Here is a 13095-nt window from a genome sequence, read left to right as displayed (position 1 = left end):
TGCCGGGGAGTGCCGGGATACAGGGGATCGCGGGCCGGCGGATACGGAAGCGCGGTCTCCGGTCCTCCCCCGAGGGGGCCGGAGACCGCGCGGTCCCGTACCGGGTCAGGCCGGACGCCGGTGACCCCGGTGGTGGTGTGCCGCCGAGGCGGTGTCAGCGCTCGGAGCGGTTGACGCCGCGGGGCCGTGTCACGGTGTGACACGGCCCCGCGGGAACCATGGCCGGCAGGCGACGTGGCGATCCGCCCCCGACCGTGGTGCGACAGTGCTCAGTTCGTACGGATGACGATGGAGGAGCAGACCTTGTCGGCGAAGGTCTGGCGCTTGGCGTCCCAGGCCGGCCACAGCCAGCCGAGGTAGCACGCGAGGCTGTCCAGGAAGTGCGCGAGACGACGCACGAAGGCCATGCCGACACCGAGGGGCTGCCCGTCGCTCTCCCGCACCAGACGGATGCCGAGCGCCTTCTTGCCGAGCGTCTGGCCGGTACGGCCCTCCATGATCAGCAGCCAGATCGCGAGGCCGATGATGGCGAGGTAGCCGATGATCACCAGGGCCGCGGTCTTGTTGGCCGCGCCGACGCCGACGAGGATGTACGGCACCGCGAAGACGAGCATGTCGACCAGGGTGCCGAGGAAGCGCTGGCCCCAGTTGGCGTACGAGGGCTGCATGCCGTAGCCGGGCTGCTGCGGGTAGCCGTAGGCGGAGGCCGGGACCTGCGGCGCCTGCGGGTAGCCGTAGCCGGGCTGCTGCTGCGGGTAGCCCTGCTGCTGGGGGTAGCCCTGCTGCGGCGGCACACCCTGGGGGGCCTGCTGCGGGTAGCCGTAACCGGGCTGCTGGGGCTGCTGCGGCTGCTGGGGGTAGCCGTAGCCGGGCTGCTGCGGCGGCTGCTGGGGGTTCTGCGGGTTCTGCGGCTTTTCGTAAGGGTTGTTGGGCGAGCCGAAACTCATGGTGATCCTCCGTTGGCCAACCTGGGGACAATGCGGACTGCGCGGAGGAACGTCATGTGTGAGCGGTCTGCCCCCCGAACATCAACCGCGATACTGCGCCAGACATCGTTCTAGGCAGGTGTGTTGTTGTCCAGACCCATTCGATATGTGTTGTGCAAGTGCAACCTCGCCGATCTTGGACGGGCCCCTGGTGGAACCCGGATTGGAACCGGGGCCGGGTCATCCGGGAGGATGGGGTCATGACCGCCCAGATTCTCGATGGCAAGGCCACCGCAGCCGCGATCAAGTCCGATCTGACCGCCCGCGTGGCGGCGCTGAAGGAGAAGGGCGTCACGCCCGGCCTCGGCACGATCCTCGTCGGGAGCGACCCCGGCAGCCAGAAGTACGTCGCCGGCAAGCACCGCGACTGCGCGGAGGTCGGCATCGCCTCCATCCAGCGTGAACTGCCCGAGACGGCCACCCAGGAGGAGATCGAGGCAGTCGTCCGCGAGCTGAACGACGACCCGGCCTGCACCGGCTACATCGTCCAGCTGCCGCTGCCCAAGGGCATCGACGAGAACCGCATCCTGGAACTCATGGACCCGGACAAGGACGCGGACGGGCTGCACCCGATGAACCTCGGCCGGCTCGTCCTCAACGAGCCGGCGCCGCTGCCCTGCACCCCCAACGGCGTGCTGACCCTGCTCCGCCGCTACGGCGTCGAGATCAAGGGCGCGGAGGTGGTGGTCGTCGGCCGTGGCGTGACGATCGGCCGCCCCATGCCGCTGCTGCTCACCCGGCGCAGCGAGAACGCCACGGTGACCCAGTGCCACACCGGCACCCGTGACCTGTCCTCGCACCTCAAGCGCGCGGACATCATCGTCGCCGCGGCCGGTTCCGCCCACCTGATCCGTCCCGAGGACGTGAAGCCGGGCGCCGCCGTCCTCGACGTCGGCGTCTCCCGCAACGCCGAGGGCAAGATCGTCGGCGACGTCCACCCCGGCGTCGCCGAGGTCGCCGGCTTCATCTCGCCGAACCCGGGCGGCGTCGGCCCGATGACCCGCGCCCAGCTGCTCGTCAACGTGGTCGAGGCGGCGGAGCGCAGTGTCGGCTGAGGCCCGGGACCCCGAGAAGCGGGGAGCGATCACGGAGGCCGGGGCGCGCAAGCCCGGCACGCAGGACGCCGGGTCCCGGGAGCCGGAGGCCGAGGCGGCCGGGTCCGGGGAGCGGGGCTCTCAGGAGGCGGTTGTGGGGTCGGCTGTGCCGGGCGGGGCCCGGGGGTCGGACGCCGGTAAGGCCGAGGCGGCCCGGGAGTCCGGCGGTGTCGGCGTCGCGTCGGACGAGACGCAGGACGAACTCGTCGTGCGGGACCCGATCAGCGCGCCCGACGCCGACGGGCGGCCGCGGCGGGCGACCCGGCGCTTTCCGCTGTTCACCAGGGACACCGCACGGCCCGAGGGCGGCGGCCGCGCCGCGCCGCGGGACGCTCCGGCGCCCGCCCGGCAGTGGCCGGTGCTCACCGTGCTGGCCGTGGTGGGGCTCGGCCTGCTGCTGACCGCCCTCGACCAGTTCCGCTACGGCACCCTGCTCATCGGTCTCGCCCTGCTGGCCGGTGCCGTGCTGCGCTGGCTGCTGCCGGACGTCGGCATGCTCGCCGTCCGCTCCCGCTTCACCGACATCGCCACCTACGCCGTGCTCGGCGCCGCGATCGTCCTGCTGGCGATGATGGTGCAGCCGAAGCCCTGGCTGGAGATCCCCTTCCTCAAGGACACCCTGCACTTCACGGTCAGCAGCAGCTGACCCGGAGCGGCACGGACGGCGGTCCGCCCCCACCCCCGATGAGGGACGGGCCGTCGTCGCGGTCCAGCCTCCCGCGGTACGAACAGCCTGTTCAACCGCCGTCCGTGCGCTGTGGCACAGCGGTGACGGTTCCGGCACGGTGTGCGTGACCTGCCACAGCCGGCCCCGGACCAGGAACCGATCAGGCCTGTGACGTCGTCCATTGCCGGGAAGCAGGTAGGACGCCGCGGAGGTGGGCGATGAGTGGCTGGCAGGCGCTGCCCGACGATCTGCCGCCGGAGGTGCGGCACTTCGTGGAGCAGCTCAGGCAGCTCAAGGACCGCACGGGACTCAGCCTCGTCGCGCTCGGCGCGCGCACCGCGTACAGCAAGTCCTCCTGGCACCGCTATCTCAACGCCACCCAGCCCCCGCCCCGCCAGGCCGTGGCCGCCCTGTGCCGGATCGCGGGCCTCGGCACCACCGACGCCGAACGCTTCGGCGTGCGCTGGGAACTGGCGGTCCAGGCCTGGCCCCGTCCGGCGCCGCCCGCCCGGGCCGCCGAGGGCGGGAAGGGCGCGGACGGCGAACGGTACGAGGACGATCCCACGCTGCCGTGGTGGGACGAGCCCCCCAAGGAGCGCGCGAGCGGCATGAACCCGCTCCTGCTGGCCGCCGTGCTGCTGCTCGTCCTCGTCCTGCTGCTCGGATTGGCCGGTGCCGTTGCCTCTGGGTGATCCGGCGACCTCCGTGGCGGCCGTTATTTCCGGTGTGTTCCACCTGTGACGATGTATCGACAAGTTTGCGTATTTGATATGGGGTTGTTCGACCGCACGGCTAACGTGTCGAACTTGCGGATGCTCCCGTGCGCCCCCACCCGGGGAGCTGAGATCCTTACGGCACGGGGAAGAGCGGGGAACAGCCAGCACCGACCGGGGGGAAAGAGGGGGAGCAATGCCTCGTTGGAGGGCCTTGCCGGATGAACTGGATCCGCAGGTCAGGGAGTTCGCGAGCCAGTTGCGGCGGCTCGTGGACCGCAGCGGCCTGAGTATCGCGGCCGTCGCCGACCGCACGGGTTACAGCAAGACGTCCTGGGAGCGGTATCTGAACGGCCGGCTGCTCGCGCCGAAGGGCGCGATCGTCGCCCTGGCGGAGGTCACCGGCACCAATCCCGTTCACCTGACGACCATGTGGGAGCTCGCCGAACGCGCCTGGAGCCGTTCGGAGATGCGCCACGACATGACCATGGAGGCCATCCGGATCTCCCAGGCGCGGGCCGCACTCGGCGAGTTCGGGGCGCCGCCCGCGAACGCCAAGGGCGGTAGGACGGCCCGCAGGAGCGGCAGCGCGACGGCGACGCCGGGCGTGGCCGGACCGGCCGGAGTCGCCCCCACGGTGCCGCCCCAGCCGGTGGCGCCGGAAGGGGACAGCGTCTCCTCCTCGGGCGGCAACTCCTGGGGTGTGGCGGGGTACCAGGGGCCGTCGCAGGCCTCGGGGCGTACGGCTGCGCCGGCTCCCGCGCCTGTCGCCCCCGACGGACCGGGGTGGACTCCGGGGACGCCCGGACCGTACGACCAGCCGCAGGACGCCCGTCCCGGGGACGGGCCCGCCCGGGGCCCGGGTGGTTCCGGCGGGGGGAAGCGGCGGCTGACGATGTTCCTCGCGGGCGTCGTCGGGGTGCTGGTCGTGGTCGCCGCCGTGTTCTTCCTGACCGACCCGGGCGGGGACAAGAAGAACCAGGGCGAGAAGTCGCCCTCGCCGTCCGCCAGCGCGCCCGTCTCGCTGCCCGCCGGGGTGAAGTGCAGTGGCGCGGGGTGCACCGGGAAGGACGCCGAGGCCATGGGGTGCAGCGGCAATCTGGTCACGACCGCCACCACCGCGACGGTCGGGGCGACCGTGGTCGAGGTGCGCTACAGCGAGATCTGCGGGGCGGCGTGGGGACGGATCACCCAGGCCGGTCAGGGGGACAAGGTCGAGGTGACCGCCGGGAAGGCGACCGAGCGGAGCGGGAGCATCACGGAGGTGGGGGACACTATCGCCTACACGCCGATGGTCGCCGTGAAGACCGCGGGTGCGGCGAAGGCGTGCGTGACCCTGGCTTCCGGGCAGCGGGGGTGCACCGGCTGAGGGAGTGCCGGGGGACGTGCGCTGCCGGGTGCGGGCGCATTGTGGCTGGTCGCGCAGTTCCCCGCGCCCTTCGGCGGGTGAATCCACCCGGAGTGTGCATGGGCTGCTGATTCCGGGGCACGCGAACCTGTACCCCCACGGGAGTCCGGACACCGGTACCCCCATACGGCGGCCGCCTTCGTCCCCCCTCTCCCGGACGGGCGGCCGCCTTTTCTGTCGGGTCAGCGGTTTGTGGGCTGGGCCACACGGGGGCGGACGTCCGGGATCCCGGATGCGCGATAGCCTGACCGCTGGAGATCTCTTGACGCCGAGAGATCGATCAAACGTCCGGGGCAGGGACGCCCCACCGCCAGCTGTCATACGGAGAACGCCATGACCCGCACTCCCGTGAACGTCACCGTCACCGGCGCGGCCGGCCAGATCGGTTACGCCCTGCTCTTCCGCATCGCCTCCGGCCAGCTGCTCGGCGCGGACGTGCCGGTCAAGCTCCGCCTCCTGGAGATCACCCCGGCGCTCAAGGCCGCCGAGGGCACCGCCATGGAGCTCGACGACTGCGCCTTCCCGCTGCTCCAGGGCATCGACATCACGGACGACCCGAACGTCGCCTTCGACGGCACCAACGTCGGTCTGCTCGTCGGCGCCCGCCCCCGCACCAAGGGCATGGAGCGCGGTGACCTCCTGGAGGCCAACGGCGGCATCTTCAAGCCGCAGGGCAAGGCCATCAACGACCACGCCGCGGACGACGTGAAGATCCTGGTCGTCGGCAACCCGGCCAACACCAACGCGCTGATCGCCCAGGCCGCCGCCCCGGACGTACCGGCCGAGCGGTTCACCGCGATGACCCGCCTCGACCACAACCGCGCGCTGACCCAGCTCGCGAAGAAGACGGGCACCTCGGTCGCCGACATCAAGCGGCTGACCATCTGGGGCAACCACTCCGCCACCCAGTACCCGGACATCTTCCACGCCACGGTCGCCGGCAAGAACGCCGCCGAGACCGTGAACGACGAGAAGTGGCTGGCCGAGGAGTTCATCCCGACCGTCGCCAAGCGCGGCGCCGCGATCATCGAGGCCCGTGGCGCGTCCTCCGCCGCCTCGGCCGCCAACGCCGCCATCGACCACGTGCACACCTGGGTCAACGGCACCGCGGACGGCGACTGGACCTCCATGGGCATCCCGTCGGACGGCTCCTACGGCGTCCCGGAGGGCCTGATCTCCTCGTTCCCGGTCACCACCAAGGACGGCGTGTACGAGATCGTCCAGGGCCTGGAGATCAACGAGTTCTCCCGCGCCCGTATCGACGCCTCCGTGAAGGAGCTGGAGGAGGAGCGCGAGGCGGTTCGCGCGCTCGGCCTCATCTGAGTTCCTCCGGCGTCACTCGGCGGCCGGGTCTTCTCGACGACTCTGTCACGAGCCTGCACGGGCCCTGTTCCGGTTTCTTCCGGAACGGGGCCCGTGGCCGTTTTCCGCCCTACGGTCGAAGCCTTGCCCGGTGGGGTGATTCGGGGGGTTCGCGATGAACGGCTGGAACGGCCACAGCTCCGGTTCCGGAGCGGGACACGGGCCGAGCGAGGAGTCGGGCCGCTCGGCCTGGGCCTCGGGGGAGACGGGTGCCGCTCCGCCGTGGGCCTCCGCGGAGACACAGACCTCGTTCGCGCCGCCCTGGGCGACGGCCGGGACCCAGGCTTCGCCGGTCCCGCCCTGGACCCCGGTGATGACGGCTCCCGCGGGTCCCGGGCATCCGCCCCACCGGGTCCGGCGGGTGCTGGCCGCCCTCGCGGTGGCCGTCCTGGTCGGGGTCTCGGTCGGTGTCGGTGTCTGGTGGCTGCTCCGGGACACCTCCCTCGGGTCCGGTACCCGCACCGGCGCCGGTCCGGTCCCGGGCGTCACGGCACCCCCCTCCTCCCCGCCGCCCTCCGCCTCCACGGCCCCGGGATACCGCCGGGTCCAGGACCCGGTGGGGTACACCGTCGACATCCCCCGGGGCTGGACCCGCTCGCAGAAGCGGGGTCAGTCCGCTCCGGTCGTCGTCTACGACGCCCCCGCCGACGGCCGCCGGCTCCAGGTCTTCCGGATCGCGGAGGACACCCCGGCCCAGTCCCTCGACCTGGCCGAGAACGACCCCGGCTACGGCTTCGCCCGCCAGCCCGGCTACCGGGTCGTCGACCGCGCCACGGGCACCACCTGGGCCGAACTCACCTACCGCTACGACGACTCGGACCTCGGTGCCCGCCAGGTCGTCGACCACCGCTTCCAGGCCGCCGACGGGACGCTGTACGCGATCCGCGCGGCCGGTCCCGCCTCCCTCGCCACCGCCCAGGTGCGCGAGCCGCTCACCAGGGCGCTGGCCTCCTTCTGCCCGGCGGACACGGAGTGCGCCTGAGCCGGCCGGGGCGGGCGCGTCCCCTCGGGTCCCCGGGTCCGCACCGGCCGGCCCACCGCGACTCCGCGCGCCGGCGCCGCGCGGCGCAACTCGGCCGCACCGTACGGCTCGTGGGCCCGCAGCGCGGGTGCGGACGAGGGGTGGGACGCTGCGCCCCGGAGCGGACCTCGGGACCGGGGAGGGTGTCGGCGCCCTCGGCGCCCGTGCGGAGCAGCAGCAGGCCGAAGACCGGGTTCAGGAAAGCGGGCACGGCGGCTCCTCGGGTCAACTGGGGAGCGGAATGGGGTGGTTGGACCGCCCCTTCAGTGGCGGGACGAACGCGATAGTACTCGTTTCCGGCCGAACGCGATAGTGCGTGACTCTCCGGAGCGGTCGCCCAGTCCGAAGGTCGCGACCGCCGTGCACGCCAGCACCAGCACGGCCACCGTGCGCAGGGCCGGGCCCATGCCGTGCGCGAGGTCGGGGTGGGAGGCCAGCACCGTGCCCGTGACGGCGACCCCGAGAGCCGCTCCGATCTCGCGGGCCGAGGTGCCCAGACCCGAGGCGAGGCCCGCCCGGTGCGGCGGGAGCGCGGTGGCGACGCCCAGGGTGAGGGCGGGCATGGACAGCCCGATACCGGCCGAGATGACCAGCAGCCAGCAGGCGTACAGCGGGTAGGGCGTCCCGGCGTCCACGGTGGACGCGCCCAGCAGCCCGAGGCCGATGAGGGTGAGACCGCAGGCGATGACGGGCCGGGGGTGCCCGGCCCAGCGTGCGGCCAGCCTCGGCAGTGCCGCCATGCCCGCGATGAGCGGCAGGATCGCCACCCCGGTCACGGCGGGTCCGTAGCCCTTCACGCCCTGCAGGTACTGGGAGTTGACGTAGAAGAGGGAGAACAGGCCGAAGAAGCCGGTCGCCAGGCCGAGGGTGGTCGAGCGCAGCCGGGGCGAGGTGAAGACGCGCGGGTCGAACAGCGGGGCCCGGGAGCGCAGGGAGTACGCGGTGAAGGTGGTGACGAGGGCGGCGCCGGCCGCGAAGGCGGTCAGGATGCGCGGTGAGGTCCAGCCGTGCACCGGGCCCTCGATGATGCCGAAGAGAACGGCCACCAGGCCCGCCGTGAGCAGCAGGGTGCCCAGCGGGTCGAGGCGGTGCTGGGGGGCGCGTTCCGTGCGCGGGGTGGTGAGGGCGACGGTGACGGCCAGCAGCGCGGCGAGCGGGACCATGATGGCGAACAGGGCCCGCCAGGTGAGGAACTGGCCCACGAGGCCGCCGCCCAGGTTGCCCAGCATGCCGCCGACGCCGATCGCCAGGGTCCAGGAGGCCATCGCCCGGGCCCGTCCCTCGGGACCCGCGAGGCGCAGCAGGATCGACATGGTGGCCGGGGTGATCAGCGCGGCCCCGGCCCCGGAGACGCCCCGGCCGGCGATGAGGAGCGCCGGGCCCTGTGCGAGGGCGCTGGTGGCGGCGCCCGCGGCGAAGAGGCCGAGGCCCGTGAGCAGGGCGCCCTTCTGCCCGTGCCGGTCGCCGAGGGCGCCGGCCGGGATGAGGAGGGAGGCGAAGACGATGACGTAGGTGTCGACGGTCCACAGGATCTCGGTGGACGAGGGGTGCAGCGAGGACGAACTCAGTTGCGGGATCAGGAGGTTGATGGCGGCCACCATGCTCTGGGCGACGAGGACGCAGGCGCACAGGGCGAGCAGGGTGGAGCGTTTCAGGGCGTGCGGGGGCATGGCTCCTCCGGGGAGCTGGGCGTCGGTGTGGGTGCCCTGTCACCGTAGGCTCGGGGTGTCCTGCACTCCAGTGCAAGCTCTGCAAGGAGTCGATGCGCGTGACGCAACTGGATCTGAATCTGCTGGTCGCCCTGGACGTGCTGCTGGAGGAGCAGAGCGTGGGCGGCGCGGCCCGGCGGCTCCATCTCTCCGAGCCCGCGATGTCGCGCACCCTGGGCCGGATCCGCAAGGCGCTCGGTGACCCCGTGCTGGTGCGCGCCGGGCGGCAGATGGTGCCGACCCCGCGCGCGCTGGCGGTACGGGCCGAGGTGAGCGCGGTGGTGGAGCGGGCGCGGGCCCTGTTCACGCAGGGGCGCGAGGTCGATCTGCGCACGGTGGAGCGGACGTTCACGGTCCTCGGGCCCGACACCATCGCCGCGGCCTGTGGAGCGGAGCTCTTCCGGCGGACCGCGGCCGAGGCGCCGGGGGTGCGCCTGCGGTTCCTGGCCGAGAGCCATGTGGACGCGCCGTTCCTGCGCGAGGGCACCGCCGACCTGGAGATCGGCGCCGTGGGCGCCGCGGCCCCCGAGGTGCACGTGGAGCTCCTCCACGAGGACCGCATGATGGGGGTCGTGCGGCCCGGGCATCCGCTGCTGGAAGGGGAGTTGACGGCCGAGCGGTTCGCGACCGAGGCCGGTCACCTGATCGTGTCCCGGCGGGGCAGACTGCGCGGGCCGGTCGACGAGGCGCTCGCCGAACTGGGCCTGGAGCGCCGGGTGGTGGGGGCGGTCGGGACGATTCCCTCCTCCCTGTTCGTGATCCGGGACACCGATCTGGTCGGTCTGGTCAGTTCCTGGGTGCTGCCGCTCGTGGCCGCACTGGACCTGGTCACCTTCGACGTGCCGCTGCGCCTGCCGCCGCTGAGGCTGGGTCTGGCCTGGCATCCGCGGCACGACGCCGACCCGGCGCACGCGTGGCTGCGGCGGACGGTGCGGGAGCTGCTCGCCCGGTGGTCGGACGGTCAGCTCACCGGGCCGGACAGCCGCTTCTCGAACCAGTGGTCGCCGTAGACGTGATCGGCGTAGGGCGGGATCTCCCGGTAACCGCCCGACCGGTACATCGCCTGCGCCTCGGTGAGGGACGCGTGGGTGTCCAGGCGCAGCACGGCGAAACCGCGGGCGGCGGCCTCCGTCTCCAGGGCGGTGAGCAGCCGTCGGGCCAGCCCCAGCCGACGGGCGTCCGGGTGCACCCACACATGGCGGAGCTCGCCGACCCGCGGCTCCAGCCGGCGCAGCGCCCCGCAGCCCACGGGGCGGCCCTCCTCGTACGCCACGAAGAACGCGCCGGCCTCCCCGGAGACCTCCTCGGGGCGCACCAGGTCGGACCTGTCGAAGCCCTCCGGGAAGCGGGCGTCGATGTCGGCGGCGTAGGCGTCCAGGCAGGCGCGGGCGTCGGGGGCCGCGCCGTCGACCGGGGCCACGGTGATGGCGGCCAGGCGCAGCAGGCGCTGGGCGGTGCCCATGGCCTCGGTGAGCCGGTCGCGCTGAGCCGTGGTGAGTCCGTCGAGCAGTCCGGCGGCGAGGGCGTCGGCCCGGCGGTTCTGCTCCTTGAGCTCGATCCTCCCGGCGCGGGTCAGCTCGACCCTGCGCAGCCGGCTGTCGTCCGGGTGGACGCTGATCCGGACCAGGCCCTGCGTCTGGAGGGTCTTCGCCATCCGGCTCAGATATCCGGCGTCCAGTGCGAGCCGGGTCCTCAGCTCGCGCAGCGAGACCCCCTCGCCGATCTCGAACAGCAGCCGCGCCTCGCCGAGCGGGCGGTCCTGGCCGAGGTAGTGGTCGTCCAGGGCCCCGATACGGCGGGTGAAGTAGCGGTTGAACCGGCGGAACTCCGCCACGTGCTGTGTCGACACCGGGTCCATAATCTTTGACTGTAGTCAAAGAACCGGGCAGGCGTCCATCCATGCGACATTCCGGTTTCCCGGTCCCACCCGCACCTCTATGCTGATGGTTTGTCAACAAGTGACGTGAGCAAGGCCTTTGCACGCATCGGGGGAGTCGTGTGACTACTACATCTGTGCCTCGGCAGCCGCAGTCCGCGCCGCCGGGCCCGGCCACGCCGCCGCACGCCAGTGAGGCCACCCGGCTGCTGTGCGCGGGCACCTATCTGGATTCCGGTTACCGCGACCGGGTCATCGAGCAGCTCCACCTGAACGAACAGCGGATCGTCGCGCCCTCGCTCGGCCTCGACGCGGCGCGGGTGCTCGCGCACGCGCTGCGGGCCCGGCGCCAGGAGCTGCTGTGGGCCGGACTGATCCTGGGCCTGTGGGTGATCGGGCTGCCGCTGACCGGCGGGCTGCTGTTCGTGTTCCTCGGCCCCAGCCTGCTGCTCGCGGCCGCCTCCTGGATCCGCGGCAAGGGCGCGAACCCGCCGCTGTACCGACGGCTGCCGGCCTTCGCGCTGCGCTGGTGGGGGCGTCTCGTCTTCGCGATGTTCCTGATCCTGGCCCTCGTCGTCGCGTTCGGCGGAGGCGACGACGGCTCGTCGTCCTACGGCGGCTCGTCCTCCTTCGGTGATTCCTACGGCTACGGCGACTCGTCCTCCTACGGCGACTCGTCCGACCTCTCGGATCTGCTGTTCCCCGACTTCGACGGGGTCAGCGGGCTGATCGGGCCGCTCCAGGCCTGGCTGGTGATCGTCGTCTTCGCGCTGATCGCGGTGTGCGTGGCCGCGCAGCGCGGCCAGTTCGCCCGGGCGGTCGGCGCCGAACTCTCCCCGCAGCGCTTCCCGGACGCGGCCACCGACCCCGCCGAGCGCGCCGAGGGGCAGCGGTTCCAGCGGCTCAAGGACCGCATCCGGATCGAGCAGCACGCCCCGCTGGTCATGTACCACGAGAAGCGCCCCTTCTGCGGCGCCGGATTCGCCTACGAGACCTGGGTGCTCGCCGTCGAGCTGCGGCCCGACGAGATGAAGAAGGAACAGCTGCCGCTGAACAACCGCGCGGTCCTGGAGAAGATCCGCCCGCTGCTCGAACAGCTGCGGCTGCCCTCCGAGTTCGCCGGGCACACGGTCCGCGACCGGCTGCGCTGGCTGGAGATCGACGAGTGCGTGTTCCTGCCCGCGGAGGGGCTGCGCCGGCGCGAGGAGGCGCCGTACCACCCGCAGGCCTTCGAGGACCACCGGGCGCGCGCGGTCGAGGAGGGCGCCGAGAAGCGGCGGCACTTCCTGCGGATCCGGGTCGGCGGCTGGGAGGAGGAGCTGGTCGTCACGGTCTTCGTGCGCGTCCACACCCAGGGCCGGATGCTCATGCTGGAGATCGCCCCGCATGTGCTGCTGCCGGTGCGCGAGGACTTCAAGGACGCCGACCGCACGGCCCACACCTACCGGCACAACAACGCGCTGGGCAAGGCGGCCTGGGCGGTGGCCCGGGTGCCGGGCTCCGCGGCCTGCTCCCTGGTCACCCTCGGCAGGGGCGTGGGCTACGCCTGGAAGCTGCTGACCGGCGGCTACGCGGGCGCGCTCCCCGACGGTCCGGCGCTGTCGGTGCGGGAGCTCGGCTCGATGGATGAGGGGTCCCGCTTCCAGGAGATGGACGCCTACCGCTACCTCAGGAGCGTGCAGGACCGGGTCGCCCACGGCGTGCTGACCGCGCTGGCCGAATCCGGCTACCAGACCGGCGAGTTCGTCCAGAAGATCGTGAACATCAGCAGTGGCGGCGTGCACGTCGAGGGCGGCGTCCACGGCAGCACCTTCGCGGTGGGCAAGAACGCCGCCGCGTCCTCCACCACCGGCGGCGCAGGGCCTGCGCCGCAGAAGGGAAGCAGCGGCAATGGCAACGGATGAGCCGGGCGTCAGCATCAGCGGCGGAGTCCACGGCAGCACCTTCGCGATCGGCAGCCACGCGCACGCCGAGAGCCACCACGGCACGGCGCCCCAGCGGGACGAGACCGCCGAGGCGCTCCTGACCGCCGTACGGGAACTGCGCGAGGACCTCACGCGCCTCAGGGCCACCGACGAGACGGCCGCGCTGGACACCGCGCTGGCCGAGACGGAGGACGAGATCGTCACCACCGGCCAGGCGGGTCCGACCCGGCGGGAACGCCTGCGGGCGCTGCTGGACGACTCGCAGGCGCTGGTCGGCCTGGTCGCGTCGGCGGGAGCGGTGGCCGGGCTGCTGGGGTTGTGAGCGAGGGCGTAC

At 72.7% G+C, this 13095-nt stretch carries 12 protein-coding genes; 9 read left to right on the top strand and 3 right to left on the bottom strand.

The features are described 5' to 3' along the window. Positions 1-269 precede the first annotated feature (269 nt). Positions 270-947: an RDD family protein gene (locus AQI94_RS10395; protein WP_031053186.1), complete on the bottom strand. Its 678-nt coding sequence runs from the start codon at positions 945-947 to the stop codon at positions 270-272. A 239-nt stretch (positions 948-1186) separates the two neighbouring features. Between AQI94_RS10395 and AQI94_RS10390 the strand changes: the two genes are divergently transcribed. The 6 genes from AQI94_RS10390 (at position 1187) to AQI94_RS10365 (ending at position 7212) form a co-directional block, all read left to right on the top strand. Then, positions 1187-2041, top strand: a complete 855-nt coding sequence (locus tag AQI94_RS10390) for a bifunctional methylenetetrahydrofolate dehydrogenase/methenyltetrahydrofolate cyclohydrolase (RefSeq protein ID WP_031053189.1) — start codon at positions 1187-1189, stop codon at positions 2039-2041. Positions 2042-2174: 133 nt separating this feature from the next. Then, positions 2175-2726, top strand: coding sequence for a DUF3017 domain-containing protein (locus AQI94_RS10385; RefSeq protein ID WP_208611840.1), 552 nt, complete (start codon positions 2175-2177; stop codon positions 2724-2726). 239 nt (positions 2727-2965) lie between these two features. Continuing rightward, positions 2966-3439, top strand: coding sequence for a helix-turn-helix domain-containing protein (locus tag AQI94_RS10380; RefSeq protein ID WP_031052353.1), 474 nt, complete (start codon positions 2966-2968; stop codon positions 3437-3439). A gap of 217 nt (positions 3440-3656) precedes the next feature. Beyond that, complete coding sequence (locus tag AQI94_RS10375; RefSeq protein ID WP_031052356.1) at positions 3657-4829, top strand: helix-turn-helix domain-containing protein; 1173 nt, start codon at positions 3657-3659, stop codon at positions 4827-4829. 372 nt (positions 4830-5201) lie between these two features. Then, positions 5202-6191: a malate dehydrogenase gene (locus AQI94_RS10370; RefSeq protein WP_031052359.1), complete on the top strand. Its 990-nt coding sequence runs from the start codon at positions 5202-5204 to the stop codon at positions 6189-6191. 154 nt (positions 6192-6345) lie between these two features. Continuing rightward, positions 6346-7212 carry a hypothetical protein gene (locus AQI94_RS10365; RefSeq protein WP_031052361.1) on the top strand — a complete coding sequence of 289 codons (867 nt, stop codon included), beginning with the start codon at positions 6346-6348 and terminating at the stop codon, positions 7210-7212. 302 nt (positions 7213-7514) lie between these two features. Here AQI94_RS10365 and AQI94_RS10360 read toward each other — a convergent pair whose 3' ends face one another. Continuing rightward, positions 7515-8921: an MFS transporter gene (locus AQI94_RS10360; RefSeq protein ID WP_031051694.1), complete on the bottom strand. Its 1407-nt coding sequence runs from the start codon at positions 8919-8921 to the stop codon at positions 7515-7517. 92 nt (positions 8922-9013) lie between these two features. Between AQI94_RS10360 and AQI94_RS10355 the strand changes: the two genes are divergently transcribed. Further along, entirely contained in the window at positions 9014-9970 is a 957-nt protein-coding gene (locus tag AQI94_RS10355) for a LysR family transcriptional regulator (protein WP_031051692.1), read from the top strand. On the opposite strand, the gene AQI94_RS10350 is transcribed toward AQI94_RS10355, so the two are convergent. Next, positions 9922-10818, bottom strand: a complete 897-nt coding sequence (locus AQI94_RS10350) for a bifunctional helix-turn-helix transcriptional regulator/GNAT family N-acetyltransferase (RefSeq protein ID WP_031051690.1) — start codon at positions 10816-10818, stop codon at positions 9922-9924. The genes AQI94_RS10355 and AQI94_RS10350 overlap by 49 nt on opposite strands. A 140-nt stretch (positions 10819-10958) precedes the next feature. Here AQI94_RS10350 and AQI94_RS10345 point away from each other — a divergent pair, with 140 nt between their 5' ends. Both AQI94_RS10345 and AQI94_RS10340 read left to right on the top strand, forming a co-directional pair. Then, complete coding sequence (locus AQI94_RS10345; protein WP_031051688.1) at positions 10959-12740, top strand: hypothetical protein; 1782 nt, start codon at positions 10959-10961, stop codon at positions 12738-12740. Further along, entirely contained in the window at positions 12727-13083 is a 357-nt protein-coding gene (locus AQI94_RS10340; RefSeq protein WP_031051686.1) for a hypothetical protein, read from the top strand. The genes AQI94_RS10345 and AQI94_RS10340 overlap by 14 nt, the downstream gene beginning before the upstream one ends. Positions 13084-13095 lie beyond the last annotated feature (12 nt).

Source organism: Streptomyces pseudovenezuelae (assembly GCF_001513955.1).
In the GTDB taxonomy this organism is placed as follows: Bacteria; Actinomycetota; Actinomycetes; order Streptomycetales; family Streptomycetaceae; genus Streptomyces; species Streptomyces pseudovenezuelae.
This window is presented reverse-complemented; position numbering and strand designations above follow the sequence as displayed.

Bases quoted from the DNA above. Each gene is read 5' to 3' on its own strand.
- AQI94_RS10395 (WP_031053186.1), bottom strand. From the start codon at position 947: ATGAGTTTCGGCTCGCCCAACAACCCTTACGAAAAGCCGCAGAACCCG.
- AQI94_RS10390 (WP_031053189.1), top strand. From the start codon at position 1,187: ATGACCGCCCAGATTCTCGATGGCAAGGCCACCGCAGCCGCGATCAAG.
- AQI94_RS10380 (WP_031052353.1), top strand. From the start codon at position 2,966: ATGAGTGGCTGGCAGGCGCTGCCCGACGATCTGCCGCCGGAGGTGCGG.
- AQI94_RS10375 (WP_031052356.1), top strand. From the start codon at position 3,657: ATGCCTCGTTGGAGGGCCTTGCCGGATGAACTGGATCCGCAGGTCAGG.
- AQI94_RS10370 (WP_031052359.1), top strand. From the start codon at position 5,202: ATGACCCGCACTCCCGTGAACGTCACCGTCACCGGCGCGGCCGGCCAG.
- AQI94_RS10365 (WP_031052361.1), top strand. From the start codon at position 6,346: ATGAACGGCTGGAACGGCCACAGCTCCGGTTCCGGAGCGGGACACGGG.
- AQI94_RS10360 (WP_031051694.1), bottom strand. From the start codon at position 8,921: ATGCCCCCGCACGCCCTGAAACGCTCCACCCTGCTCGCCCTGTGCGCC.
- AQI94_RS10355 (WP_031051692.1), top strand. From the start codon at position 9,014: ATGCGCGTGACGCAACTGGATCTGAATCTGCTGGTCGCCCTGGACGTG.
- AQI94_RS10350 (WP_031051690.1), bottom strand. From the start codon at position 10,818: ATGGACCCGGTGTCGACACAGCACGTGGCGGAGTTCCGCCGGTTCAAC.
- AQI94_RS10340 (WP_031051686.1), top strand. From the start codon at position 12,727: ATGGCAACGGATGAGCCGGGCGTCAGCATCAGCGGCGGAGTCCACGGC.